The organism is Burkholderia sp. MSMB0856, assembly GCF_001524645.2.
Classification (GTDB): Bacteria; Pseudomonadota; Gammaproteobacteria; order Burkholderiales; family Burkholderiaceae; genus Burkholderia; species Burkholderia diffusa.
Genome location: NZ_CP013428.1, coordinates 115,603 through 140,505, shown reverse-complemented (window position 1 = coordinate 140,505; position 24,903 = coordinate 115,603). Strand labels below are relative to the sequence as shown.

Here is a 24,903-nt window from a genome sequence, read left to right as displayed (position 1 = left end):
CGGCTCTACGTGACGCGGCAAGCGGCACACGTCGCGACGGGGTGTTAGCCTTGCGGCTATACCCGCGATGCCTTCCCCCTCATTGCCTGCCTGCGAGGATCGTCCCGATGCAAGAAACCCGCCCGCTGTTCGACCGCGTCCTGCTCACCAACGACGACGGATTCGACGCCCCCGGCCTTGAAGTGCTCGAACAGGTCGCCACGCAACTGGCGCGCGAAGTCTGGATCGTCGCCCCGGCCGAAGACCAGAGCGGCACGTCGCATTCGCTGAGCCTGCACGAACCGCTGCGCGTGCATCGCAAGGGCGAGCGCCGCTTCGCCGTGCGCGGCACGCCGGGCGATTGCGTCGCGATCGCGGTCAGCCACCTGATGAAGGACGCACGGCCCGACGTCGTGCTGTCCGGCGTGAATCGCGGCGCGAACCTCGGCACCGAAACGGTGTTCTCGGGCACCGTCGGCGCCGCGATGACGAGCATGCTGGTCGGCGTGCCGGCGATCGCGCTGAGCCAGGCGTTCAGCGACCGCAACGCGGTGCCGTGGACCACGGCGCTCACGCATGCGCCGGACGTGATTCGCCGGCTCGTCGCGGCCGGCTGGGACAGCGACGCGTGCCTCAACGTGAATTTCCCGGCGCGGCCGGCCGACGACGTGCGCGGCTTGAAGGTGACGAACCAGGGCGCCGGCACGTTGCAGGGCGTCGAAATCGTGTCGGGGCGCGATCCGCGCGACATCGAATACCACTGGCTGAAACTGGCGCGCGCACCGCGCGACGACGATGCGGATTCGGAAACGGTCGCGCTCGGCGAAGGCTACATCGCGGTCACACCGCTGAAGTTCGAACGCACGCACGACCACGCGCTCGCGCGGCTGCGGTCGAACCTCGGCTGACCTCGGGGGTGATACCGGCCGGCGACTTCGCCGTCGGCGCGCATCGCCCCGGCACAACGCCGCCGCGCCCTTTCACCGCGCCGATGGCATCACCCGTCCGCGGTCACGTCAGGTTCAATCCCCCGTCGAGCATCACGATCTCGCCCGTCACGTAATCGGACGCGACGAGCATCGCGACCGTCTGCGCGACGTCGTCCGGCGTCGCCGCGCGGCGCATCGGCGCGCGCTCGCGCCAGAGCTGCTGCGCGTCGGTCCAGTCGGCGGTCAGCGGCGTATCGACGAGCCCCGGCGCCACCGCATTGACGCGAATCGCCGGCGCGAGCGTGCGCGCCAGCAAGCGCGTCGTGTGATTGAGCGCGGCCTTCGCCGCCGCATACGGAATCGACGCGCCCTTCGGCCGCACGCCCGCATGCGAGCTGACGTTGATCACGCAACCGGCGCGCCCGCTCGACGCCGCTTCGAGCAGCGCCGGCTGCGCTTCGGCGACGAGCCGGAACGGCGCGATCACGTTGATCTCGTGCATCTCGCGCCACACGTCGGGCGTCGCGGCGGCGAGATCGTCGTGCGGAATCACACGGCTGACGCCCGCGTTGTTGACCAGCACGTCGAGGCGGCCGTGCATCGCCACCGCGTCGCGGATCAGCCGCACGCGCTGCGCATCGTCGGCGAGATCGGCCTGCACGTAGGCCGCGCCGAGTTCGCGCGCCATCGCGCGACCGGTTTCGGCGGAACTGCGCGAATGCAGGATCACCGCGTAACCGTCCGCCGCCAGCCGTCGAGCGATGGCCGCGCCGATTCCCGACGTCGATCCGGTGACGAGCGCGACGGGCCGCTGCACGCGCGACGCGCGCGGCTCGGTGACGGTTTCGGTTTCAGGTTCCGTTTCGGAGATCGGGGCATTCATCGGCGGATGCGGCGCGTCCATGGCGTGGAATCCTGTCAGTGGCGTTCCCGCATCATAAGCATGACGACGGCCGATGCGGATGCGTGCCGTCTACGGCCGTTTCGGCAGATCGACGAAATCCTCGAGCTCGCCGGCGATGTGAAGCCGCTTGCCGACTCTCGGGTATTCGCAGACGTCGTGTTCGAGGCGCTGGCCGAGGACGAACAGTTCCAGCGGCCCATCGCCGGTGTTCTGCAATGTGTGCGCATCGCCGCCGCGCGGGAAGCCGAGAAAGTCGCCCGGCCCGATTTCGCACGTGCGTTCGCCGATCGTGACCGTGCCGGTGCCGGACAGCACGTACACGCATTCTTCCTCGTACAGGTGGCGGTGATACTCGGCCGATTCGTGGCCGGGCATCAGCGTCAGCAGATGCGCGCCGATCTGCGTGAGGCCAGTCAGGTCGCCGAGCTGTCGTTTGAGGCGAACGGCGTTGGGATTGAGCGAATGCACCGCGCGGGTCGGTTCCATTTTCGCGATGTCGGCGGCTTTCAGCAGTTCCCGGGGAGGTGTCGTGGACATGGGGATCTCGTCGGCGTCAATGCAGCGGTTGAACGCGCCGCCCGGGCGGGCGCGGCGTGCATGCCGCGCTATTGTCCGACATTTTCATGCGGACGAGATCGCCGGCACGATCCTCGTCCACCGCGCCCTGGGGACGTCGCTCAGCCCACGTGCACGCCGCGCAGCTTCGTCAGCAAGGCGACGAGGCGATCGATGTGTTCGTCCTCCGTGCGCCACGACGACACGCTGATCCGGAACGCCGGCCGCCCCTGCCACACGGTCTTCCCGAACCAGACGTCGCCCGAATCCTGCGCGGCCTGAAGGATCGCGATCGTCTCGTCGTCGGTGCCGGCGCGCACGAGCACCTGGTTCAGCACGACGCGGTTCAGCACGTCGTAGCCGGCCGCGCGCAGGCCGTCGGCGACGCGCTGGGCCTGCGCGCAATGTCGCTCGACCAGCGTCGCCACGCCGGCGCGGCCGAGCGCGCGCAGCGCGGCCCACACGGGAATGCCGCGCGCCCGCCGCGAGAATTCAAGGTTGAGGTTCTTCTGCGCGTCCTGCGCGCCGCTCAGGTAGACGGCATCGCTGTTCATCGCGGTCGCGAGCGCGGCCGCGTCGCGGCAGATCACCATCGCGCCGTCGTACGGCGTGTTGAGCCACTTGTGGCCGTCGGTGGTCCAGCTGTCCGCGCCGTCGATGCCGTCGGTCAGCGCGCGCTTCGACGACGCGCGCGCCCACAGCCCGAACGCGCCGTCCACGTGCACCCACGCGCCGGCGGCCTTCGCGCGCGGAATCAGCGCCGCGAACGGATCGAATTCGCCGGTGTTCACTTCGCCGGCCTGCACGCAGAGGATCGTCATGTCGTCGAGCGGCGGCAATTGCGCGGGATCGATGCGGCCGTGCGGATCGACCGGCGCGACGATCAGGCGCTTCATCCCGAAGGCGAGCACGCGCAGCGCCTTCTTCACCGTGATGTGCGCGAGCTCGGAGAGCACGACCTTCACCTCGGGCGCGCCGATCAGGCCTGCTTCGTCGACATCCCAGCCCTTGCGCGCAAGCAGCGCACGCCGCGCGGCGACCAGCGCGACCAGCGTGCAGGCCGTCGCGCTCGTGCCGAAGCCGACCGCGCTGCCCTCCGGCAGCCCGAGCACGTCGACGACCCAGCGCGCGGCCTGCCGCTCGATCGTCGCGGCCACCGGCGAATTCGCAAACGACGACGCGCACTGGTCCCACGCAAGCATCAGCCGCTCGGCCGCCGCCGCGGCCGGCAGCGTCGCGCCGATCACGAAGCCGAAGTAGTTCGGGCCGTTCGATGCGACGGTCGCGGGCGTGCCGCGCTCGTCGAGCAGGCGCAGCACGTCGTCGGCCGGGCGGCCCGTATCGGGCAGCGGTTCGTCGAAGGCCGCAAGACCGGCGAGCGCGGCCGCATCGGGATACGCGCGCCGTTCGCCGGTCGCTGCGAGATACGCGTGCGCGCGCCGGTCGGCGTCGGCCAGCAGGGCGAGTTCATCCATGTCGTTTGCCTCTGTGAAGATCAGAGTTGCAGGAGATCGCGGCCCAACCGATGCAGCGCATCGTCGATCCGCTTGTAGTACGTGAACTTGCCGACGCGCGTCGCCTGCACGAGCCCGGCATCCGCGAGGATGCGCATATGGCGCGTGGTCGTCGCCGGCGCGATGCCGAGCTTCTCGGTGATGTACGTGCAGCACACGCCGAGTTCGTCGAAGTCGCCATGCGGCTGCGGCGGGAAATGCTTGCGCGGCTGCTTGAGCCAGCGCATCACGGCCAGACGGCTTTCGTTGGCCAGTGCGCTGATGCGGGTGACGTCGTCCATGGTTCGGCCTCGTTTGACGTTTCGAATATTAGCTAAATGACGAAACGTGGGCAACCGGTTGCGCGCGGGATCGTTGCGTTTGCCGGCTTGCGGGAAGGTGCCGGAAGCGGCCTCTGCGCTGCTGCGCCGCATTCGACGTCATCACGTCGGAGGCCGACGCGGGAGCGCCAGCCGATGTGATCCGGTTGGTTGCGATCACTCAGCGGTCAGCGCCTGCGCCAACCTTTCGATCAGCGCCCGCACGCGCCGCGGCTGCACCGCACCGCCCGGATAGACGATCTGCAGGTCGACTTCGCCCGGCGAGAAGTCGCGGAGGATCTCGACGAGCGCGCCGGACGCCAGATCCTGTTCGACGTCGAGCCGCGATTTCAGCGCGATACCGCGCCCCGCGACGCACCACGCGCGCACAAGGGCGCCGTCGTTGGCCACGCGCCGGCCGCGCACCATCACGCGTTTCAGTTCGTCGTCGATGCGGAACGGCCACTCAGCATACAACTCCTGGCCGAAGCGCATCACGATGCAGTCGTGCGCGGCGAGTTCGTCCGGATGCCGCGGCGTGCCGTGCGCGGCGAGATACGCGGGCGCGGCGCACACCACGCGGCGCGAACGGCCGAGCGAACGGCTACGCAACGCGCTGTCCGCAAGCGTGCCGCGCCGGATCGCGAAATCGAGCCCCTGCCCGACGAGATCGACGTAGCCGTCGCCGAGATGCAGGTCGACCGTGACGCCGGGATGCTCGGTCAGGAACGCGTCGACCACCGGCACGACGCGCGCCTGTCCGAGATCGGCCGGCGCGCTCAGCCGCACGGGCCCCGACAGCGTCTGCGCGCCGAGCCGCACGCGGCTTTCGAGTTCGTCGGCCTCGGCGAGCAGGCGCCGCGCGCCCGCGACCAGCGTGCGGCCTTCGTCGGTCAGGCTGATCGCGCGGGTCGTGCGCGTGAGCAGCGCCGCGCCGTAGTAACTCTCGAGCGCCGCCAGCCGTTCGGAAACCGTGGCCGGCGACAGCCCGACCTCGCGGCCGGCCGCGGCCAGCCCGCCCTTCTCCACGATGCGCAGGAACAGCGCCAGATTGTCGAGCAGCATTCTTCGCTTCCTCCGAAGGATATTTTCGAAGTCTGCCCAATTATCCGGATCAATCGCAAGCGCTAGAGTGAGCGCTACCTTTCCGGCGCATTCACGCGTCGGCCTCGACGACGAGAGGGCACACGACATGGAATACCGCACGCTCGGCCGCTCCGGCCTCAAGATTCCCGTGCTGAGCTTCGGCGCAGGCACGTTCGGCGGCACCGGCCCGTTGTTCGGCGCATGGGGCAACACGGGCGTCGACGAAGCGCGCCGCCTGGTCGACATCTGCCTCGAAGCCGGCGTCAACCTGTTCGACACGGCCGACGTGTATTCGGACGGCGCATCCGAGCGCGTGCTCGGCGCCGCGATCCACGGACGGCGCGACCAGGTGCTCATCTCGACCAAGACGGGCCTGCCGACCGGCGACGGCCCGAACGACGCAGGCACGTCGCGCCCGCGGCTGATCCGCGCGGTCGACGACGCGCTGCGCCGCCTCGACACCGACTACATCGACCTGTTGCAGCTTCACGCGTTCGACGCGACCACGCCGGTCGAGGAAGTGTTGTCGACGCTGGACGACCTGGTGCGCGCGGGCAAGCTGCGCTATATCGGCGTGTCGAATTTCGCGGGCTGGCAGATCATGAAGTCGCTCGCTGCGGCCGACCGGCACGGCTGGTCGCGCTACGTCGCGAACCAGGTCTACTACTCGCTCGTCGGCCGCGACTACGAGTGGGACCTGATGCCGCTGGGCGCCGACCAGGGCCTCGGCGCGCTGGTGTGGAGTCCGCTCGGCTGGGGCCGGCTCACGGGTAAGATCCGCCGCGATGCGCCGCTGCCCGAACGCAGCCGCCTGCACGACACGGCCGGCTTCGGCCCGCCGGTCGACGACGAACGGCTGTACGACGTGGTCGATGCGCTCGACGCAATCGCCGAGGAAACCGGCAAGACCGTGCCGCAGATCGCGCTGAACTGGCTGCTGCAGCGCCCGACCGTGTCGTCGGTGATCGTCGGCGCGCGCAACGAGGAGCAGTTGCGCCAGAACCTCGGCGCGGTCGGCTGGTCGCTGACCGACGCGCAGATCGCGAAGCTCGATGCGGCGAGTGCGGTCGAAGCGCCGTATCCGTACTTCCCGTATCGCCGGCAGGACGCGTTCGCGCGACTCAACCCGCCGATGTGCGGCTGAGCGGACCAACGGGCAGGCACGCGCCGACGCAACGGCGGACCGGCGCGACGGACGTCAGTCTCGCCGCCCGGCCAGCGCGCGGTCGATCATCTCGCCGATCCGCCGCGCGAGCGCATCCATCCGCTCGGCCGGCACGCCGCCGTAGCCGAGCACGAGCCCGTTGTAGCCATGCGCGGTGCCCGGCAGGCAGAACGACGACAGCGGCCGCAGGATCAGCCCGTGCGCCTGCGCGACGCGGCTCAACTCAGTGTCCGCCACCGGCACGTCGAGCCGCGCGGACAGATGCATGCCGCCCGCACCGCCCGACACCGTCAGCCGCGTGCTCAATCGCCGCACCAGCGCGTCGTGCAGCGCATCGCGCCGCTCGGCATACACGCGGCGCATGCGCCGCAGGTGGCGCGTGAAATGCCCGGCCTCGATGAAATCCGCGAGCGCGCGCTGCTCGACCGCGCGACCCTGCAACATCAGCGCGCCCGCCGCGTCGCGCAGCGGCTGCGCGAGCGCGGGCGGCACCACCATGAAGCCAAGCCGCAACGCCGGAAACATCACCTTGCTGAACGTGCCGAGATAGATCACTGGCGCATCGTCGGCGAGCCCCTGCACGGCCGCGTGCGGTGTGCCGTGGTGGCGAAACTCGCTGTCGTAGTCGTCCTCGACGATCCATGCGCCGGCCGCGCGCGCCTGCGCGACGAGCGCGAGCCGCCGTTCGAGGCTCATCACCGCGCCGAGCGGATACTGGTGCGACGGCGTGATGTAGACGAGCTTCGGCGGACGATCGCGCCAGTCGTCCGGATGCGGCGCCAGCCCCTGCGCATCGACGCCGATCGGCTCGACGCGCAGGTCGGCCGCGAGAAACGCGTTGCGCGCACCGTGGTAGCCGGGGTTCTCGATCCAAGCGACATCGCCCGCGTCCGCCAGCGCGCGGGCGCACAGGTCGAGCGCGCCCTGCGTGCCGTCGGTGACGATCACCTGCGCCGCGTCGCAACGCACGCCGCGCGACGCGCGCAGATAACCGGCGATCGCGTCGCGCAACACTGAATCGCCCTCCGCCGATTGATAGCCGAGCTGCGCCGGCCCCGCCGCGCGCCATGCGCGTTCGATGCAGCGCCGCCACTGCGCGAGCGGGAATTCGTCGACGGCCGGCACGCCCGGCATGAACGGCAGCGATTCGTCGAGGCCGCTCGTCGCGCGCTCCGCCTGCGCGACGCGCCGCGACAGCATCGCAGCATCGCCGGCGGGCGCGGCAGCGGCGATCTGCGCCCCGCGCAAGCCCATCCGGGCAACCACCGTGCCCTGCCGCGTGCCGGTCACGAACCCTTCCGACGCGAGCCGCTCGTACGCGTACAGCACCGAGTTGCGCGCGATGCCGAGTTCGTCGGCCAGCGTGCGCGAGGCGGCAAGCCGCGCGCCTTCGGCGATGCGGCCGCTCAGGATCGCGTCGCGCAGGCACGCGTACAGCCGCTGCTGCTGCGACATCCGCGTGACCGCGTGCGGCCCCGCCTCGCGCTCGAAGGTCGACAGCAGCACCGCGTAATCCATCGTGGCTCCAGAATGTGGGAATGTCATGGGTCTACACATGGTGCCACGAACTTTCTATCGTGGATGTCTGTTCTCGTTTCCGGCCGCGCCGGCAACGCCTCATTTCATCCATCCTCGAAAGGTTCGCGACCATGAACGCTACCGACACCGGCCTGACCGTACGCCCCGTGCGAGAAGACGATTTCGACAACTGGCTGCCGCTGTGGGAGGGCTACAACCGCTTCTACGGCCGCTTCGGCGACACCGCGCTGCCGAGCGAGATCACGCAGCTCACGTGGTCGCGCTTCTTCGATGGCTACGAGCCCGTGCATGCGCGCGTTGCGGAACGCGACGGCCGGCTCGTCGGGTTCGTGCATTTCCTGTATCACCGCAGCACGACGCTGATCGGGCCGACCTGCTATCTGCAGGATCTTTTCACGCTCGAGAGCGAACGCGGCAAGGGCGTGGGCCGCGCGTTGATCGAAGCCGTGTACGACGCCGCGCGGGCACAACGCGCCGAACGCGTGTACTGGCAGACGCACGAGACGAATCACACGGCGATGCGGCTCTACGACACCGTCGCGGAAAAAACCGGATTCGTGATCTACCGGAAGGTTTTGCCGCGCTGAGGGGGCCGCACGCGGAGGCGCGGCGGCTGGTTCACGCCAGCCTACGGCTTATTACACGCCGTCTCAGCTGCTGCAGGATGCGCGACGCCATTGAGGTGCTACCTTTCGGCGTCAACGTGAGTACATGGGAATCTGCGATAGAAGCGCCAACGACGACGTCACCGTTGCGGCTCGGCTTCTCGTTATTGCGTGGCGTGTGCGAGGACGTCACCGACCGCATCGCGTCTCAGACGTGCCCTGTCCACGTCGGATAGTCTGCAGCGCAAAGTGGGTTTCGAGTGAGATGGAGCGAACATGGGCCGCCGGCGGCGGCAATAGCTCAGTCTTGCTACGTGGTCGTCGATTCGAGCGCTTTTGCGACATTCTGGTGACGGTACTTACTGTTGAATCGTTGCATTCTTCATCAGGCCACCGACGAAATTCGCCGTCGCCTTCTCAAGCGCCAACGCCTGAAGCTGCTGTTGAATCGTCGCCTTCGCCGCATCAAACGACGGTACCCGCGTTGGTCGTTTCGCGTCGACCTTGACAATCGCTCGCGGGCCATTCACGTCGTTGCCGAGTGCGATCGACTGCGGCGTCACGCCGCCTGCGGGCAACTGCGTGATCGCTTGCGCAACCGCTAGCGGCAACCCCTGCGTATTCCCGTCTGTCACCGGCGTCTTGAAGCTCACCCACGGCAGCTCACCGCCAGCCGCTGCGGTCGGCGCCTGGCTGTACTGTCGAGCCAGTGCGTCGAACGACTGCCCTGCCTTCAGCCCGGCCAGCACCGTCGCAGCGGTCGCCGCATCTTTCGTCACGATGATGCGCGGCTTGACCTCGTCCTTGCCGAGCGATGCGACGATTTCATTGTATCGCGCCTTCACTTGTGCATCCGTGACCGGCTCGGCGTTCACGTTATCGCGTACGAAGAGTTGCGTCTCGGCAGTCGATTTCGCAAGCTGCATGGCCGCCTGCACTTCCGGTTTGCTGCCGTAGCTCGCTTTGTCAGCCGCTTGCTGAATCAGCACGCGCGCAATCAGTTGATTCTTGATCGCTTGGCGAAACTGCGGCGTATCGGGCTGGCGCGATGCCTGCAACACGGCGTCGACCTCCGCCTTGGTGATCGGTGTACCGTTCACGGTTGCGACGGCACCTGCGGGCAACACCGAGGTTTGTGTTTGCGCCTGGACAGGCAGCGCCAATTGCCAGGCAATCGTCGTCGCGATCAGAATTCGGTTGAACGTCCTCTGCATGCTTGATGCTCCTGCTTGTGTAAAAAGGCACAGCGACCTCAGCCACTGCGCAAAGTGCCCGACACTGAGGGGTTGGCGGACACGACCAAATTCGCTCTAGTAAAACCAGTTCAAGGTGCCGAGTACCAGTGTCGCCTTGTTGCCCAGCGCCGCCGGCTGTGTCAGCGCGCGACCCACCAGCATCTCTCCCGAAAGCGACTGCTTACGCCACTGCCATTGGGCACGCAGGCCGGCTCCGATGCCGGCGAGCGTCGGGAAGCCCGACGCACCGATCAGGCTCGCCTTGCCGGCATCGAGGAATACGTACGGCTCGATACGGCCTTCCTTCCACATCGGAACGTTCACCCACGCGAGCTCGTTACGCGCATAGAGGCCGCGGTCGCCCGCGATCTCACCCGATCGAAAGCCCCGGATCGTATCCATGCCGCCGAGGTAGAGCTGTTCCGAGCCGTACAACGCCGTATTCGTGTATTGGCCGCCCAACACGCCCCGGTACACCAGCACCGCACCATTCAACTTCGGCAGTGGCAACGTAATCGTTGCTGTCGCATCGAGCTTGGTGAACTGACTGTGCGCTGCGTCACGCGCAATGCCGTGCTCGTCGTGGTTTGCACCGAACCACGGCAGGCCCTGCGACAACCCTCCATTTACGGTGAAATTCCCCTGCGCGTCGTTTATCACGAACTTGTGCAGCCAGTTCCCGCCGATTCGGAGCACGGCGACGCGCTGCGGATCAAGATCTGCCCCGTTGATCGTCCGGTCGGTGCGCCGCCACGATAGCGTCGTGTCGATGCTGGTGATATCGCTTGCCGTTCTGCCTACCAGATAGTTCCAGCCGAAAATATGCGACAGCGTGCGGCCATACAGCAGCGCCGTCGAGCCGATCAGTTGCTGGTATTCCGAATCCGCGATCGTGTAGCTGAAGGTATTCCGCCCGAACGGCACGGCGAACGATCCTACCAGTGCGTTGCTGTCCTGACTGTCAAGGAAGTTGAGACTCAGCGACTCCTGAAGTCCGAGCAGATTGTTCGCCTCGACACCGGCCCGATAGCGCGTAACGCCCGTTGCCGAACTGCCGTAGTTGTCGACACCGAGATTGAAATACAGCCGGTCACCGGGCTTGTTGTCGATCGCGACAACCGAATCGCCGGCATTCTGGCCCGGCAGGATCTGCACCGCAGCCTGATTGCGGCGCAGACGGTTGATCTGCGCGACACCTTGATCGATGTCAGACAGGCGGAGAGGATCGCCGGGCGACACCGGAAATGCATTCGCATAACCAACGTCGGTGAGCCAGCCGCCGCCCGCCGACGCTTCACCGGGCTTGAGGCGATGAATCGGTTGCCCGTTGACCACAAAACCAGCGATGTGGCCCACCTGAATCGTGACCCGGAGGGTGCCGGTCGACAGATTCTGTTTGCCAAGCAGTGCGCGCGTCGTCACGTAACCCGACGAGACGAAGGTATCCGTCAGGCGCTTCAGGAGCACATTGATGCGGTGCGTGCCGAGGTCGTGATTCGCAAACTCAGCGACGACGGCATCGAGTTTTGCGCGCGACACCCCGCCAGGCGACTCGAACGGCTTTCCGTCGGCCGATTGCAGCAGGATCTCCCCGATCCGAAATGTCGGGCCACTTTCGACAATCGCGTCGACCGGCGTACCGGGTGGCACGTCGAGCGTCGTATCGGACGGCGGCGGAATCGTTACCGAGGGGGGCGGTTGCTCGAGCTGACGCTGGCGCGCCTGTTCGCGTTGCTGTTCGATGATCAGTTGCGCTGGGTCCTGCACCGGTCGAACCGCCGGAGGCACCGTTTGCGCCTGCGCCGGCATGTACGATGCCGCGAGGCTCGCGACCAGCAGTGGCAGCTTGTATCGAGGGAAAACCGGTGCTTTCATCGTTGTTGTGCGTGTAGAAACCCGTGAGCCGATGTGGCGATGCAAGCTGCACTGCTCATCGATGCGGCGAAGACGACCGTGATTGCGAGAAAAGCGGCGACGACTATTCCGAGGCGATTTTTCGTTCGATGGATCATTCGCTCAACGCCACCACCAAGTCGTCAGGCCCAGATGCTGATCGATCGAAACCGGTGTTCTCGACGGCGCCCGTACGGTAGTGATGCCGCCAGCAGCCGTCACGCCCTTTCCGCCGCTGAACGAACCGCCGTCGATCACGCCGTCGCCGGTTAGGAACACCTGTCCATTCGCGGCGAAGCCGCCGCCGATATCCATCGCGATTAGCTGCGCCCAGGTACTGCCGAAGAACGCCTTGAAGCCACGGTCCTGATTGATCGCCGAGTATCCCGTCACGCCCTGCGCATACGTGATCGGCGCATCGACCTTGATGTCACCCGTCGCAAAGACATTGCCACCGACGTTGCGCGCGACTGTGCCACTCTTGATCGAGATGTTGCCGCCCGTCCTGGATTGCGAATCACTGCTGGCCTGAATCGTGCCGCCGTAGGGCGTGACGTTGCTTGACGCGTTGGCGTGACAAAAGATCCAGCAGCTGCGCGAGTAGTTCGCCTTCCCCGAGAACACCGCCGCATTCGTGAACGTGTTCTGCGCCGTAATGGTGACATCACCGCCAGTCGCTTGAATGACGCCGCCCGAATTCGTCACGTTGCGTCCGGTGATCGTCAACGGCCCGCTGGTCACCGCGAGGTAGGCAATCTGATCGGGCCGATTGACGGTACCGTAATCAACGTTCACGCCGGTCGTCGAATGCGAGAAGAAAAGGAAGCTGCCGCCTCGATCCGTATAGGCTGTTGGCTGACCGCCATTCGTGCCACCCGAATGGTCGATGACGTTCAGCACGTCGCCGGCCGCCGTCAGGCTCATGCCGCCGTTGGATGCGATACGCGCGTTATCGTTGATGATATTCCCGCCCGCAGTCAGCGATGTCTTGCCGTTGGCCGAGAAAATGATGCCCTGATTGCCGTCGCTCGATCCGTTGAGAATATCGCCCGCCGCGCTCAGCGTCAGGTCACCCCCGGAAGGTGTGCCGTTTGTCGTCGTACCCGCCTGAATCACACTGCCGACGTTCGTAATGGTGCTGCTGCTCGTCAGGTTGACTGCGTTGTTTGCACTCAGCGTCGACGGGCCGGCTGCGTCGTCCGAGAGCGAAATCGAGCCAGCGTGCACCGTCGCGTTGTTCCCGGCGTTCAGTTGGGCGCCCTGTAGCCTTACTGCGCCGGTCGTCGAGATCGAGGCATCATGCGCGCCGATGAACTGGTTGTCGGCGATCGTGACGTCACCGGTAGACGTGACCACGGCATCGCCCGCGTTCGCGTAGAGCTTGCCGAGGCTGCGCACGCCGGCACCCTGATCGGTGATGATCAGTTCCACTCGGCCGGCCGTGAGTCCGCCGGCGGCCGTGATGTCGACCGCGAGCGCGTTGCTTGCCGCTCCGGGGGAGGTCATACCGATCAGCCAGTCGTGGCCGTTATCGGTTGGCGACACGCCCCCGTTCCAGCTCGTGGTGCTGCTGCCAACGGTGCCGCGGACAAAACTCGGCACACCAGTCTTGTTGTCGTAGGTATTCGTCACCGGTCCGTTCACGGCCAGTTGCTTTGCGACCAGATCGAGACCGATGAGATTGCCCGTCAGGCCGCCAGCACCGATCGTGATTGTGCCGCGATCCGTGTTCAGCACGACGTTGCGCTGCACCGTGCCGGGCGCGAGCGCCACGTCGGCGAAGCTCACCTGGCCCGTCGACAGCACGACGTGGCCGGTGTTCGTGAAGCTTCCGCCGTCAACCGTCACGCCATTCGGATTGGCCAGAATGACGTTCGCGCGCGATCCGAGGACGTTGATGTTGCCCTGGATTAGCGACGGGTTTGTGCTCGTGACCTGATTGACGATCGTGCGCGCATTGATGCCAACGTTGTTGAGGTCCGCGCCGGCTTTTGAGACATTGAAGGACGAGTAACTGTTGTTCGAAACACCACCGATGGCAGGCGCGATGTTGACGGTCTGTCGCCCCGCCGCATCTGTCGAAATTGACGTTGCGGTGCCACCATCCGCAACGATGCCTGTTGCGAAAGCCGAGCAGGACATGCCAAGCCACGTCAGCACTAAGCTATGTTGGAGCGGTTTTCGATAAATCATCCGTCTCGACCCCGGGAAGTTTTTCATTTGTTTTCTAGTTCTGAGTCCGCGCAGAATTCCTATTGCAAGAATGCACTCCCAATGCGGTCCCTCGACACTACGAAGAGGGCCGCAACTCCATCAACGTCGGCCTGACCCGAATCAAGTGAATTCAACTTCGCATTGACTCAATTCAAACGTTCGACCATCGGATACGATGAATTGGTTGCCGTCGATCCGAGCAAGAAGGATATTTAGCGCGTGAGCGCCGGCTTCTATGTCCAAGCGCCATCCCTCGATATCGCCATGGTAGCCAATGGCATGAAATTGTCGCCCGTCTGGCAGTTTGATCCGGCACCCTCTTTCATTTACTCCTCCGTGCTGTGCATGCGGTGGGTTCGTGAATTCGGTCAAATTCTTAAACTGTTTTCTGAATGGGTGCTTCTCGTCATCAGAAAAATAGACAAACTCGGTTCCCTCCACAGCGACAGACCCGGGAACCACACGGCTACAACGCCGCTCGAGCTTGCCGCCCAACGTCCTTTCCAGTCGACTAGAGCAAGTCGTCATGCCAATTCCGTCCCGAGGAGCTAAGCATTCAGCAACTGCGAATGCCACAGATGGCCAATCAGATCCGCAGGCTCTAAGTACCGCAGGAATGTGTGTTGATCACGCGTCGCTAGCGATGCATCACATGATTCGATAGGTGTACTCCATTCTGACTCACAGTCTTCGCATACCACGAAGAGTGAGTGACCGTCCTTCTCGACTGCCACCAAAACACGCCCCTGGCCGCAAACCGGACACGATTCTTTGACGACTGCGTAGTGTAGATATGTCATAGTCAAGGTGCTTTGGGTAAGGGTATGTAGTGGTCAACTAATCCCGGACACTGCGTTAAGTTTTTCTTCCGCAACCGCCGGAGCCAGTCCGTCATTGAACTGATGCGGCCGTATCCAGTTGTACCGGTGCATCAGGTAGTGGCTGATGTCCCGGTGTGCCTCCTGCGCCGACATGTAGCCCACTGACGGTAGCCATTCGGTCTTGAAGCTGCGGAACAGCCTCTCCATCGGGGAGTTATCCCAACAATTTCCTCGACGGCTCATGCTCTGCTGTATCCGATAGCGCCAGAGGCGCTGACGGAATTTCCGGCTTGCATATTGGCCGCCTTGATCCGAGTGAAACAGCAAGCCTTGCGGTCGGCCACGTTGCTCATAGGCCATCTCCAACGCCTGCACGACCAGATCGGCATCAGGGCGTGTCGAGAACGCCCAGCCAACAACCCGACGCGTGAACAGGTCGAGTACTACGGCCAGATAATGCCAACGTCCCTGCGCCCAGACATACGTGATGTCACCACACCACACCTGATTCGGCCTACCAACCTCGAATTCGCGATTGAGATGGTTCGGGATATCGATCCGCTCGACCGTGGCCTGCTTGTAGGCATGGCGGCCCGGCTGCTTGCAGATCAACCCGAGTTCTTCCATCAAGCGGCTGACCTTGAAGCGGCCAATCGCCGTACCTTCCTCGCGCATCATGCCCATGATGCTGCGACTGCCAGCAGAGCTTCGACTCTCGATGAACAGCTCGTGTACCCGGCTACGCAGTGCCATGCGCTCGGCATCAACGCGTCGGGCTCGCCCTCGGTGGGCATACAGGCAAGACCGCGACACGTCGAATACCGCGCAGATCAGCTCGACCGATTCGCTTGCGCCAATCTGATCAATTACTTCGTACGTTCGATGCCTTCCGACATCAAGAGCGCGGTAGCCTTTTTTAAAATGGCCTTCTCACGCTCGAGGCGTTCGATACGCGCCTCGAGTTCCTGAATACGCTGTTGATCCGGCGTGATTGCCTTGCCCTGCGGCGTGACGCCCTGGCGTTCCATCTGAAGTTGCTTCACCCAGCGGCGCAGCACCGTCTCGCCGACGCCGACCGAGCGGCTTGCTTCCATATGACTATAACCCTGGTCGAGCACCAGACAGGCGGCTTGCTGTTTGAACTCCGGGGAAAACGTACGTCGTTGCTTGCTCATCAGACACCTCTTCATGGCGAACATTCTCGCCTAAATCAGTGTCCGGATTCATTAGACCACTACAGGTAAGCCATTACCGGGATACGCGGTTATGACCTGATTTGTTCCATGAACGGTGATGATTGTCACCGAGTTTAAATTCTGCCTCTGGCCAGAGTACCCGCCCGCATAACCGGAATTTGGACGAGGCACAACATATACGTCAGCGCCGCCGCTAGCTACCGGTTGGACTCCGGTCTTCTGAGCGATACTCCACGCATCGTTGACGGTAGATACCGGGTCGCCATAGAACACCCCTTGCGCCTGCTTCTGGAGATTCAAGTCACCGTGTTGAGCAGTCACGTGATCGGGTCTAGTTTCGCCTGATTTACTGACGATTGACCAGTCCAATCCTTGGCGATTACTACTAGCGGTGCCTCCATCACCTTGCGTTGCCGACGAACCACTGTCACCGTTGCCACTCGACAAACTGACATTGCTGGGCGCCGTCGGAGTTGACGCCGTAACCCCAAGCAGAAGCGACGTCATGCAGCCAAGGCCGCCTGTAACCGCGCACAACGCAGCCAGCACGGGCGTTACCGTCGCCGGTGCAGTCGGCGTATTGTTCGAGCCACCACTGGAATCGACCTGCCTGTTTGCGTCGGTCGGTGGTTGCGACTTATTCCCGTAGTTTGCCTGAACAATGTCCCCCACACCCTTCACGGTCGACGTGACCGGTTGCATGTAGGTTTGCCCCGTCTGACTCTTCCACGGCATCATTGCCGTCAGGATCATCTCTGCGGCCGCACTGAGCACCCCGCCGTTCTTCACGGCTGCAGCTGTATGGGTCGGACTTCCTGCGTCGTTGTTCAGCGCCTCGTTTTGAGCTGCCGTGGCACCGGCCATCGCGTTTTGACCTGCAAGGCCAGCAAATCCTCCCCCGGCCAACGTCGAAATCGCCGCCAGCATAGCCACTTGGCCCTGATCAAGCGCAGCACCGCTCGGATCGATCACTCTCAAAATATCGGGTGTGAGTGCAGCCGACACCGCCCCGCCAATCGCCCCGCCACCACACCCTAGGCCTGTTGCGGCACCAGCAGCACACCCAAGCACTGCGTGGGCTGCCACATAGGCGCCACCAGTTAATTCGCCGCCCTGGTTCAGGTTACCGATCGAGTAAGCGATTGACGCTGCAGCATTCGTCGCTGCGCTATTGCGCAGGTTCGTCAGGAAGCTACCGCCTTGCAGGGCAGTCTGGACGGTCGCCTGCAGCACCGACTCAGCGGCAAGCGCACCGATTGTGGTCGGTAATGAACCCGTTGCTGCGCCGGCTTGCGGCACGAGCGTATTGCCTACCGACTGAACGCCCGCCAGCGACGCGAGACTGTTCGGCGAAGCACTCCACGACCAGCCCGGGGTGCCCCCGTCGAACGTAACGCCGTTAGTCAGGCCGGCCGTGAGCCCCGCAACGCCCCCGGTTTCAAGCATCTTTCCAACACTGAACGAGCCGCCCGAATTCAGCTGGCTCATCGTGCTATTCATCATGCCGGCGAAAGCGGCCGACAACGCGACGTTGGCCGTGCCCGCACCAACCGCCGCCGTCGTCACCGTCACTTGCGTCGCGCCAATCGCGATCGTCGAAGTGCTCGCCGGCACCGCCGCAGCAAACGCCGTCCCCGACGCTGCGGACGCCATCGCCCCGATCGCGGCCGATGCCGCCATCCCGGACATGATCGACAGGCCGGTAATGACCGCCGTCATGAAGAGCTGGTCGTACCATGCTTCGCCACCGCCGACAACATCCGTATGCAGGTTGTCGCTGACCGTCTGCTGCGTAAAGTTTTCGCCGAGCTTCGTCTTCAGGTCGGACAGCATCTGCTGCGTTGCGGCCTCATTCACGCTACCGTCAGCATTGACCTGCTGCAACGCCCCACCGATCTGCGCGATCGACTGCGCATTGAGCTGATAGTTGGCGGCCGACATGAAGCCGCCTTGCTGCGCCACGGTGCCCGTGGTTTGCAGGAGTACACCGTCCTGCCCGGTCTGATAGATCGTGCCGACGTTCGTCGAACGTTGCTCGTTGGTCAGCGAATTCGTGTTGACCGTCAGGTTCTGCGCCGTGACGGTCCCCGTGTTCAGGATGCTGTTCGCGTAGTTGAGCGTGACGTTGGTGCCCGTAATCTCACCGTCGGCGTTCACCACCGCGAAGTTCTTCGGCAACAGCACTTCCGGCATCAACGCCTGCACCGTCGGGCACGTAGCGCCACCGGTCGTGCTGCAACCCGGCTCCGGCACCGACTGCTCGACATACCAGAGCATCGGATGATCGACCATCGCCAGCTGCGCGTCCGACAATTGCGTGCCGAGCGCGATGTTGTGGTCCTTCGCGTACTCCAGTGCCGCACCGTAAAGTGCCGCCTTGTCCTGATTGGCGATCGACGCCTGGCTCGTGCTGTCCGTGGCGCTCGTCGTGCTATAGAAACTGCTCTTGCCGGTCGCCTGCAGCGCCGCCTGCTCGATCTGCTGATTCTCCGTGTACGGGTCGTAGTAGAACGGGACATTGCCCGGCTGCAGATTCGCCGGCAGATTGGCAATCAATGACGCCGACGAAACCGTATCCACGACCTGCACAGCCGGGTTGTTCGTCAGGTACGCGACCGTCGTGGTTTGCCCCGAGATTGTCTTGACGGTCGCGCTCAGCGGCGTATTCGCCTGCGTGACGATCGGCGCGACCGGCGTGCCGACGGTCCGAGTGCCGATCGGTGTGTTCACCGGCAAACCGGTCGCACCTGTCACCGACGTCGGCTGACCATTAGCGTCGACGACCCGTCCGAACGCGTTGACGGCCGTCGACACGCTGCCCGGTGTCGTTACCGGCCCCAACGAAATCACCTGTCCCGACACGACCGGCGGCGGTGTAAAGACGTTCGGATTCGTGATGCCGTTGACAAGCTGCGAGCCAGTCAGCGCGATGGTCTGACCGATCACGTTACCGGTGTTGGTGAGCGTCGGCGAATTCACCGACAGCGAGTTGCCCGCTTGGATCGTAGCCGGCACAAAATCCGACATACCGACGTTCGACGGCAAGCCGGGGGCGGACTGCGCATCGCCGAGGCTGAAAGCACCGCCGTACAGGTTCTGGCAGGTCGCGGCTGAACCTTGGCAGCCCCACGTACGGATACCGGCCGGATTGCCCGTCCAGTACGCGTGCAGATACTGGTTGCCGCTGGACGCGCTCGAGCTGGCGTTGATCGTCGCGGTATTCAGCGCCGTGACAAGACTACCCGTATTGCTGAACACGCCCGCCGTGATCGACAGGTTGTTGTTCGCGATGATCGTCGACGGCTTGGCGGACTGTACTTCGATATATGCTTCGCAGTTCTGCCCGCATCCCGTGTATGGCGAAGCGGTGCCGTAGTTCTGATGAACCGTGACCGGCGCGGCAATCGTGTTCGTGACTTCCGCGGCGTTGAGAGTGACGTTGTTACCCGCCTCGATCGCACCCGAGGTGTTACTGACGCTCGATGCTTGCGTCGTAGCGTTAGCCGTCGTGCCCGCACCGCCGATCACGATGTCGTGTGCAGCGACCAGATTGCCATACGTGTTGTTGACTTGGGTCGCTGCAATGACGATGTCGTGACCTGCCGTTACGTTACTGTTGGTCTGCTGGTAGCTGTATGTCTCCGAGTTCGGATTAGTCGTGATCAGTGACGAACAGCCTGCGTTGGAAAAACCGGATGCACATCCCGCCGTGACGGTTTTCGAGCCGACGTTCGAGCCTTGATTCGTGAAGCTGGCTGCCTTCACGATCACATCATTGGCGGCAGACAGCGTACCTGCATTGGTCAGGTTGCCGCCCGACACATTCAGATTATTACCGGCGAGGATCTGCCCGACGGCTCCTTGCGTCGTAGTGCTCGACGAGACAGATTTCAGTTGTACCGTACCCGGCGCACTGATCGTGTATGTGGCCGGTGGTGTCGGCGTGCCAACCAGACAGCTTCCCCCAACACACTGGTACGTGCCATCCGGATTCGCCGTGCCAGCCACGCCAATCGGTCCGGATTTTTGCAATGTCTGCAACGACGTCAGGAACGCATTCAGAGAAGCAGCATCAACTGTATCTGTCACCGACGATGTGAAACTCGAACCGCCATTCCGGAGCTGCTGCACATTCACGTTGGCATCGTGGCCAGCGCTTACGGTCCCGCTCTGGTTGCTAAGCGTATTGGCGGTCAGCGTGAGGTCGTGGCCAGCCGCAATGATCGAAGGCGTGACGGTCGCGCCGGTCGTAGTGGTAGTCTCCGTGACCGTCGGCAAAGCCAAGGTCTGGACCGCCGTAGCGCCCGAAACCGGCGTCGACGGCGACTGGATCACCCAGATGGCGCCGCGAAGCGCATTGCTCGTGGGCACGAGTGCGAACTGAACCGATCCCGACGTCGCAACCGGTGACGAAGGATCCCCCCAACCCTGATAGGTCAGACGGTTGACCTGTGTCGACCAAACGGTCGTGTTGGTCGGCTGCTCGCCCCCAGTCGACAAGAGCCCTCCGAGCGTGGCCGGTATCGTCGCCTGCGAAAGGGTCAGTATTCCGCCGTCCTTGCCGAGGTTATAGATCGCATAGATCGTTTCGGTGCCGATCTGCGTGGCCATCAATAGCCCCGCGTTGTCGACCGTCTTCGTGGTCGTGGTGGTCGTGACCGACGCTGCGGCAGTATTGTTGACGTTGTTTGCCGTGATCGACAGATCGCTCGTCGCAGTCAGCGTGCCGCCTGCGTTCCCGAGATCACCACTCAGGTTGATCGTCGCGTTACCGCTGCCCGCCGGGCTATTGCCGTTGCCCGCCTTCGTCGTACCGCCTGAATTGTCATAGCTCGAACCGGTGATCGTCAGCGTGTTAGCCGCCTGCACCGTGCCGGCGTTCGTGCCCGAACCGTTCAGCGTGAACGCATCATTAGCCGTGACCGTACCGCTCGCCGCGTTGGCGAGCGTTCCGTTGATCGTCAGGTCGTTGCCATTGATTGCACCCGTGTTGCCCACCGCGCCGTTCAGCGTCAGTGAACCCGTACCTTGGTTGATCGTGCCGGCGTTGTTGATGCCGTTGGCCGACGAGACCGTAACGGCCGTTCCCGGCAGCGTCCACGTACCCGAATTGCTTACCGACTGGGCGGACAGGTTCAGCCCGTTGCCGCCGTTGACGGTCCCATAGCTGGCTACCGACGGATCAAGTGTCTGGTTCGGCAGGTTTAGCGTCGCGACGTTCTGCCCGAGAATCCGGCCGTTGGTATTGTCGAACGAACCATTGCCGCCGGTGACCGTCACTGTCGTGTTGCCGATCGCAGCGGAGGGATTGTTGACGTCGCCCGAGTAAATGAGCCCGTTGACGTTGCTCAGGCTGCCCGTCGTCAGGTTCAGCGCGTTCGTCGCGAGCAAACCACCCGAGTTGATCGTCGAGCCCGACACGTTGAAATTGGCCGTCGGTCCGTAGATCGTTCCGGAGTTGTTGAGGTTCGCCGCAGTGACGGTCGCCGTCTGCAGCGATGACAGGCTGCCCGCGTTTGTGACGGTCGTGCCCGATACGTTCAGATTGCCGGCCGCCATCTGCGTGCCGACGTTCGTTACCGTGCCTCCAGCGACCGTCGCGTCACCCTTGAACGCTGCGGTGCCGCCCGTCGTGACGCTCTGCGTGCCGGCGATCCGCGTCGTGCCACCCACCACGGCGTTCGCGGTCGTGACGTTCGCGCCCGACAGGGTCGCGTTACCGCCCACCGACAACGCCGGTGTGGTGGCGCTGAACGGCTGATTGAGCTGCCCCGCCGACGTGTCGAGATTATTCGTCGCTGTTGCGGTCAGATTCCCGCCGACCGCGACGCCCTGCGTCGTGATATTCGTCGCTGTCAGGCTCGCATCCTTCGAAGCGGTCGTCTGGCCGTTGAGCGTCAGGTTCTGACCGGCGTTTAGCGTCGCGTTCCCAGCCGTCGAGACCGGACCGGCCACCGTCAGATTGCCCGCCTTCGCATTGGCGCTCAGATCGCCCAGGCTCTTGACGCTGCCTTGTGCATTGAGGTCCGTGCCAGCCGCGATCGTCGTCGCCCCGCCCGAAAGGGCGTCGCCGGCAAGCGTCGCGCTGCCATTGGTCGCCGTGAGCGTGTTGGTGCCGACGGCCGTCGTCGCACCGACCGACAGATTTTGACCTGCCGTCGCGCTCAGATTGTTGCCGGTCTGAACCGCGCCGGAGATCGCGATGTTGTTGCCGGCATTGAGCGTCGTGTCGTTCGCGACGCTGAGCCCGCCCGTGCCATTGATGTCTCGGCCCGCCGTCACGCTGGCGTTTCCGGTATTGCTGACCGCGAGACCACCGTTCAGGTTTGCATCGCGCGCGGCGGCGATCGTCGTGCTCTGACCGCTCTGGAGGCTACCCACGACGGTCGCGTCCTGCCCGGCATTGATGTTCACCGCGCCTGGCGTCGACACCGCACCCGCGACCGACACGCTGCCCGCGCTCGATCCTATCGTTGCGTTGCCGCCACTGTAGACCGTACCGCCCAAGCTGACGCCCTGCTTGCCGCTGGCATTGAATGCACCGAGCGACACGACGCTGCCGGTCGTCGAGAGCGATCCGCCGTTGGCCGCAAGCGTCATGTCGCCGACCGACGAGGCCGTGCCCTGCACGTTCGTATTGCCGCCCGACGTCACGCTCAGATTTCCGCCGCTCGTAATGTCGCCGCCAAGCGTCGTATCCTGCCCGGCCTGAATCGTCACCGCGCCCGGTGCGGATACCGTCCCGCCGAAACTCGCGTTCGTACCGGCCGTCGCGTTGACCGTGCTGCCGCTCTGCACCGCGCCATTCAGCCCGATCGCCTGACCGGCATTCAGGTTCACTGCGCCCTGCGACGACGTGACGTTCCCTTGGCCCGTAATCGAACCGGCATTCGCCGCAATCGATACCGGCCCCTGAGCCTGCACCGTGCCGCCGACGGCCGCATTCTGGCCTGCCGTCACCAACAGCGCTCCATTCGACAGCGCGTTGCCATTCACGGTCGCCGAACCTATCTGCGCGGCAATCGTGGTGTCGCCCACGCCCGACACCTGGCCGTTGACGGTCGCGTTACGTGCGCCCGTCAGCGCGACCGTGCTGCCGCCCTGCACCGCACCGTTGACCGTCAGATCCCGCCCCGCCTTCGCCGATACCGTGCCCGGTGCACTCAAGCCGCCTACCATGAGGTCGCCGTTGGTCGTCTGCAGCGCGATATCGTGCGCGGAGAGCGAACCGATCGACATCGACTGGCCCGCCGTGAGATTGGCCTCTCCGTTTGCGGCAACCGAGGCGGCATTCAGATTGCCGCCTGCGGTCATCGCGACGTTCTGCCCGGCCGACACCGAACCCGGCGCGTTGATGTCGCCGTTCGCGTTGACCGTGTAATTCTGGTTTGCGAGCCCGGTGCCGTTGATCGTCGTGTTGCCCGCGCTCGTCAGATTCACGTTCTGATTGGCAAACGTTTGACCGACCGTGACGTCGCCGTTCGAGTTGACGACGACGTTCCCCGCCGTCGCGGTCAACGTACCTTGCATGTTGGCGCCAAGGCCAGCCGCGGTTTGAACGATATAAACTTGCCCGGCGGTGACCGATCCAAACTGATTCGCGTCGATCGCCAGGCCGTTCGGCGTCTGAATGGCCGTGACGTTGTTCGGCAAGCCGTTAGCTGCAGTACCGTACGCGGTGCCGGTATTGCCAGTTGTGGTCGGAGTGACGATCTGGTTGCCTGTCACGACGTTGATGCGCTGATCCGCGCGGATCGGGGCCGCCAACGTCACCGTTTGCCCGATCAGGTCGATATTCCCGACAGTCCCTTCTATCCCGGCTCCCGGGCCGTTTACGCCTGCCGGCCCGTTGATGGAAATGTTGCCTGACCGAACGTCGTACGCGACCGCGCCCGCGTGTGCGAAATCGGTCGGTGTGCCACCGATGCCTGTAATGAATTGTGGCGTGCCGGTGGTCAGCGTGAGATTCGGGATATTCGTGAGCGACAAACCGTTTGCAGATATCCCGCCAGGAGCCGCAATCACGATCGGCGCCGCAGCGCCGAAGGTCTCGAGTGGCCCGTTCAATATCGCGATATTGTTCGACGTGACCTGGTTGATGATCAACGACGCAGGTCGGCCGTTCAGATTCGGGTTCGCGCCAAGCGTACCGCCCAGCAGAGGCGTACCCGAAATCGTGCTGTTATTCAGCACGAGGCCTTCGGGTCCCACGTTGAACGACTGATACTGTCCGAGACTCACACCATTGGAGTTCGGCGCCGGGATATTGATAGCGGGGACGCCCGAGCTTGTCGCGGTCACCGTCGGCTGAAACGGGATCGGCGCGCGCGGATCGATGATCGGCGCAGCATGCGCAGTTTGGTCGATCAGAAGCACCGCGGGTGCGAAGTACATCACGACCGACATGACCCATGCGGTCGCCTTGACCCAAAGCACATGCTCCTCGCTTTTCAGCGAAGCTTGACCGAAGATAATTTTCTGTTTGGCCGTTCCCCGTTGAACGTGCCGAGCTTCTATTTCGCGCATCAGTCGGCGCATGGTTGGTCTCACTCGGAATTTTCAGCAGATGCTCGCACAGCCAAAAACAAAAGATGGTCAACAATTGTCATGGCTTTTCTTGCTGACAGGCGTGCCATCACGAAATGGCAGTCGGTGATATTGGAATTTTGAATATTAGCCAGTTCACTGAAGAATCAATACGATAATAATTGGATTTTTGAGATTAATTTGCTCGAAAAGACCACCATCTCCGGCGGTCGGACGGCACGCCCCTGCCCATCAAAGGCTTTCACGTCGACATCGGGGCGACTCACATCGAGTGTATGCGCTCCTGAGAATCGGACAGAAAAGTTAAAAACCGTTTCAGATACCTAAAAACCTGACCGAATAAATCGCAATCGAGAGAGAATGGCCGGTTTCCGTTTCCAACGGCGGCGTTCTACAGTTACGAGAGACGGCATGCGGCGCCA

At 63.9% G+C, this 24,903-nt stretch carries 15 protein-coding genes and 1 pseudogene; 4 read left to right on the top strand and 12 right to left on the bottom strand.

The window, feature by feature from the left end; all coding sequences use genetic code 11:
• The first annotated feature begins 107 nt into the window (after positions 1-107).
• Positions 108-887, top strand: coding sequence for a 5'/3'-nucleotidase SurE (gene surE / locus WS87_RS18185; protein WP_059533679.1), 780 nt, complete (start codon positions 108-110; stop codon positions 885-887).
• 103 nt (positions 888-990) lie between these two features.
• Here surE and WS87_RS18180 read toward each other — a convergent pair whose 3' ends face one another.
• The 5 genes from WS87_RS18180 to WS87_RS18160 form a co-directional block, all read right to left on the bottom strand.
• Positions 991-1,812, bottom strand: coding sequence for an SDR family NAD(P)-dependent oxidoreductase (locus WS87_RS18180; protein WP_059818448.1), 822 nt, complete (start codon positions 1,810-1,812; stop codon positions 991-993).
• A gap of 69 nt (positions 1,813-1,881) precedes the next feature.
• Complete coding sequence (locus WS87_RS18175; protein WP_059818449.1) at positions 1,882-2,349, bottom strand: cupin domain-containing protein; 468 nt, start codon at positions 2,347-2,349, stop codon at positions 1,882-1,884.
• 140 nt (positions 2,350-2,489) lie between these two features.
• Positions 2,490-3,842, bottom strand: coding sequence for a pyridoxal phosphate-dependent decarboxylase family protein (locus WS87_RS18170; RefSeq protein WP_059818450.1), 1,353 nt, complete (start codon positions 3,840-3,842; stop codon positions 2,490-2,492).
• A gap of 20 nt (positions 3,843-3,862) precedes the next feature.
• Positions 3,863-4,162, bottom strand: coding sequence for an ArsR/SmtB family transcription factor (locus WS87_RS18165; RefSeq protein ID WP_059533672.1), 300 nt, complete (start codon positions 4,160-4,162; stop codon positions 3,863-3,865).
• A gap of 195 nt (positions 4,163-4,357) precedes the next feature.
• Positions 4,358-5,245, bottom strand: a complete 888-nt coding sequence (locus WS87_RS18160; RefSeq protein WP_059692541.1) for a LysR family transcriptional regulator — start codon at positions 5,243-5,245, stop codon at positions 4,358-4,360.
• 127 nt (positions 5,246-5,372) lie between these two features.
• Here WS87_RS18160 and WS87_RS18155 point away from each other — a divergent pair, with 127 nt between their 5' ends.
• The gene (locus tag WS87_RS18155) at positions 5,373-6,410 is read left to right on the top strand and encodes an aldo/keto reductase (protein ID WP_059818451.1); all 1,038 of its coding nucleotides are present in this window, start codon (positions 5,373-5,375) and stop codon (positions 6,408-6,410) included.
• A gap of 54 nt (positions 6,411-6,464) precedes the next feature.
• Here WS87_RS18155 and pdxR read toward each other — a convergent pair whose 3' ends face one another.
• A complete protein-coding gene (pdxR, locus tag WS87_RS18150; protein WP_059818452.1) occupies positions 6,465-7,949 on the bottom strand; it encodes a MocR-like pyridoxine biosynthesis transcription factor PdxR in 1,485 nt (494 codons plus the stop codon).
• A gap of 131 nt (positions 7,950-8,080) precedes the next feature.
• On the opposite strand from pdxR, the gene WS87_RS18145 reads away from it, so the two are divergent.
• Both WS87_RS18145 and WS87_RS34710 read left to right on the top strand, forming a co-directional pair.
• Positions 8,081-8,557: a GNAT family N-acetyltransferase gene (locus WS87_RS18145; protein WP_059818453.1), complete on the top strand. Its 477-nt coding sequence runs from the start codon at positions 8,081-8,083 to the stop codon at positions 8,555-8,557.
• 37 nt (positions 8,558-8,594) lie between these two features.
• Positions 8,595-8,778, top strand: a pseudogene (locus WS87_RS34710) (hypothetical protein); the annotation flags it as partial.
• A 156-nt stretch (positions 8,779-8,934) separates the two neighbouring features.
• On the opposite strand, the gene WS87_RS18135 reads toward WS87_RS34710, so the two are convergent.
• The 6 genes from WS87_RS18135 to WS87_RS18110 form a co-directional block, all read right to left on the bottom strand.
• Positions 8,935-9,789 carry a peptidylprolyl isomerase gene (locus WS87_RS18135; RefSeq protein ID WP_059818454.1) on the bottom strand — a complete coding sequence of 285 codons (855 nt, stop codon included), beginning with the start codon at positions 9,787-9,789 and terminating at the stop codon, positions 8,935-8,937.
• 96 nt (positions 9,790-9,885) lie between these two features.
• Positions 9,886-11,619 (bottom strand): ShlB/FhaC/HecB family hemolysin secretion/activation protein, encoded by a 1,734-nt coding sequence (locus tag WS87_RS18130; protein ID WP_059818461.1) that lies wholly within the window; start codon positions 11,617-11,619, stop codon positions 9,886-9,888.
• 207 nt (positions 11,620-11,826) lie between these two features.
• A complete protein-coding gene (locus WS87_RS18125) occupies positions 11,827-13,896 on the bottom strand; it encodes a two-partner secretion domain-containing protein (protein WP_179952351.1) in 2,070 nt (689 codons plus the stop codon).
• A 141-nt stretch (positions 13,897-14,037) separates the two neighbouring features.
• Positions 14,038-14,412: a hypothetical protein gene (locus tag WS87_RS18120; protein WP_236873251.1), complete on the bottom strand. Its 375-nt coding sequence runs from the start codon at positions 14,410-14,412 to the stop codon at positions 14,038-14,040.
• Between the two features lie 338 nt (positions 14,413-14,750).
• Positions 14,751-15,913 (bottom strand): IS3 family transposase gene (locus tag WS87_RS18115; protein WP_107937997.1). Its coding sequence is split into 2 segments (ribosomal slippage): positions 14,751-15,658 and positions 15,658-15,913, totalling 1,164 coding nucleotides; the frame shifts between segments, so codons are not numbered across the junction.
• Between the two features lie 51 nt (positions 15,914-15,964).
• A complete protein-coding gene (locus WS87_RS18110) occupies positions 15,965-24,472 on the bottom strand; it encodes a two-partner secretion domain-containing protein (protein ID WP_236873250.1) in 8,508 nt (2,835 codons plus the stop codon).
• Between the last annotated feature and the right edge of the window lie 431 nt (positions 24,473-24,903).

What these genes read in the sequence shown, in the direction of transcription:
- WS87_RS18165 (WP_059533672.1), bottom strand. Translation starts at nt 4,162, where the DNA reads ATGGACGACGTCACCCGCATCAGCGCACTGGCCAACGAAAGCCGTCTG.
- WS87_RS18155 (WP_059818451.1), top strand. Translation starts at nt 5,373, where the DNA reads ATGGAATACCGCACGCTCGGCCGCTCCGGCCTCAAGATTCCCGTGCTG.
- WS87_RS18135 (WP_059818454.1), bottom strand. Translation starts at nt 9,789, where the DNA reads ATGCAGAGGACGTTCAACCGAATTCTGATCGCGACGACGATTGCCTGG.
- WS87_RS18145 (WP_059818453.1), top strand. Translation starts at nt 8,081, where the DNA reads ATGAACGCTACCGACACCGGCCTGACCGTACGCCCCGTGCGAGAAGAC.
- WS87_RS18170 (WP_059818450.1), bottom strand. Translation starts at nt 3,842, where the DNA reads ATGGATGAACTCGCCCTGCTGGCCGACGCCGACCGGCGCGCGCACGCG.
- pdxR (WP_059818452.1), bottom strand. Translation starts at nt 7,949, where the DNA reads ATGGATTACGCGGTGCTGCTGTCGACCTTCGAGCGCGAGGCGGGGCCG.
- WS87_RS18180 (WP_059818448.1), bottom strand. Translation starts at nt 1,812, where the DNA reads ATGGACGCGCCGCATCCGCCGATGAATGCCCCGATCTCCGAAACGGAA.
- WS87_RS18125 (WP_179952351.1), bottom strand. Translation starts at nt 13,896, where the DNA reads ATGATTTATCGAAAACCGCTCCAACATAGCTTAGTGCTGACGTGGCTT.
- WS87_RS18175 (WP_059818449.1), bottom strand. Translation starts at nt 2,349, where the DNA reads ATGTCCACGACACCTCCCCGGGAACTGCTGAAAGCCGCCGACATCGCG.
- surE (WP_059533679.1), top strand. Translation starts at nt 108, where the DNA reads ATGCAAGAAACCCGCCCGCTGTTCGACCGCGTCCTGCTCACCAACGAC.
- WS87_RS18110 (WP_236873250.1), bottom strand. Translation starts at nt 24,472, where the DNA reads ATGCGCCGACTGATGCGCGAAATAGAAGCTCGGCACGTTCAACGGGGA.
- WS87_RS18160 (WP_059692541.1), bottom strand. Translation starts at nt 5,245, where the DNA reads ATGCTGCTCGACAATCTGGCGCTGTTCCTGCGCATCGTGGAGAAGGGC.
- WS87_RS18130 (WP_059818461.1), bottom strand. Translation starts at nt 11,619, where the DNA reads ATGCCGGCGCAGGCGCAAACGGTGCCTCCGGCGGTTCGACCGGTGCAG.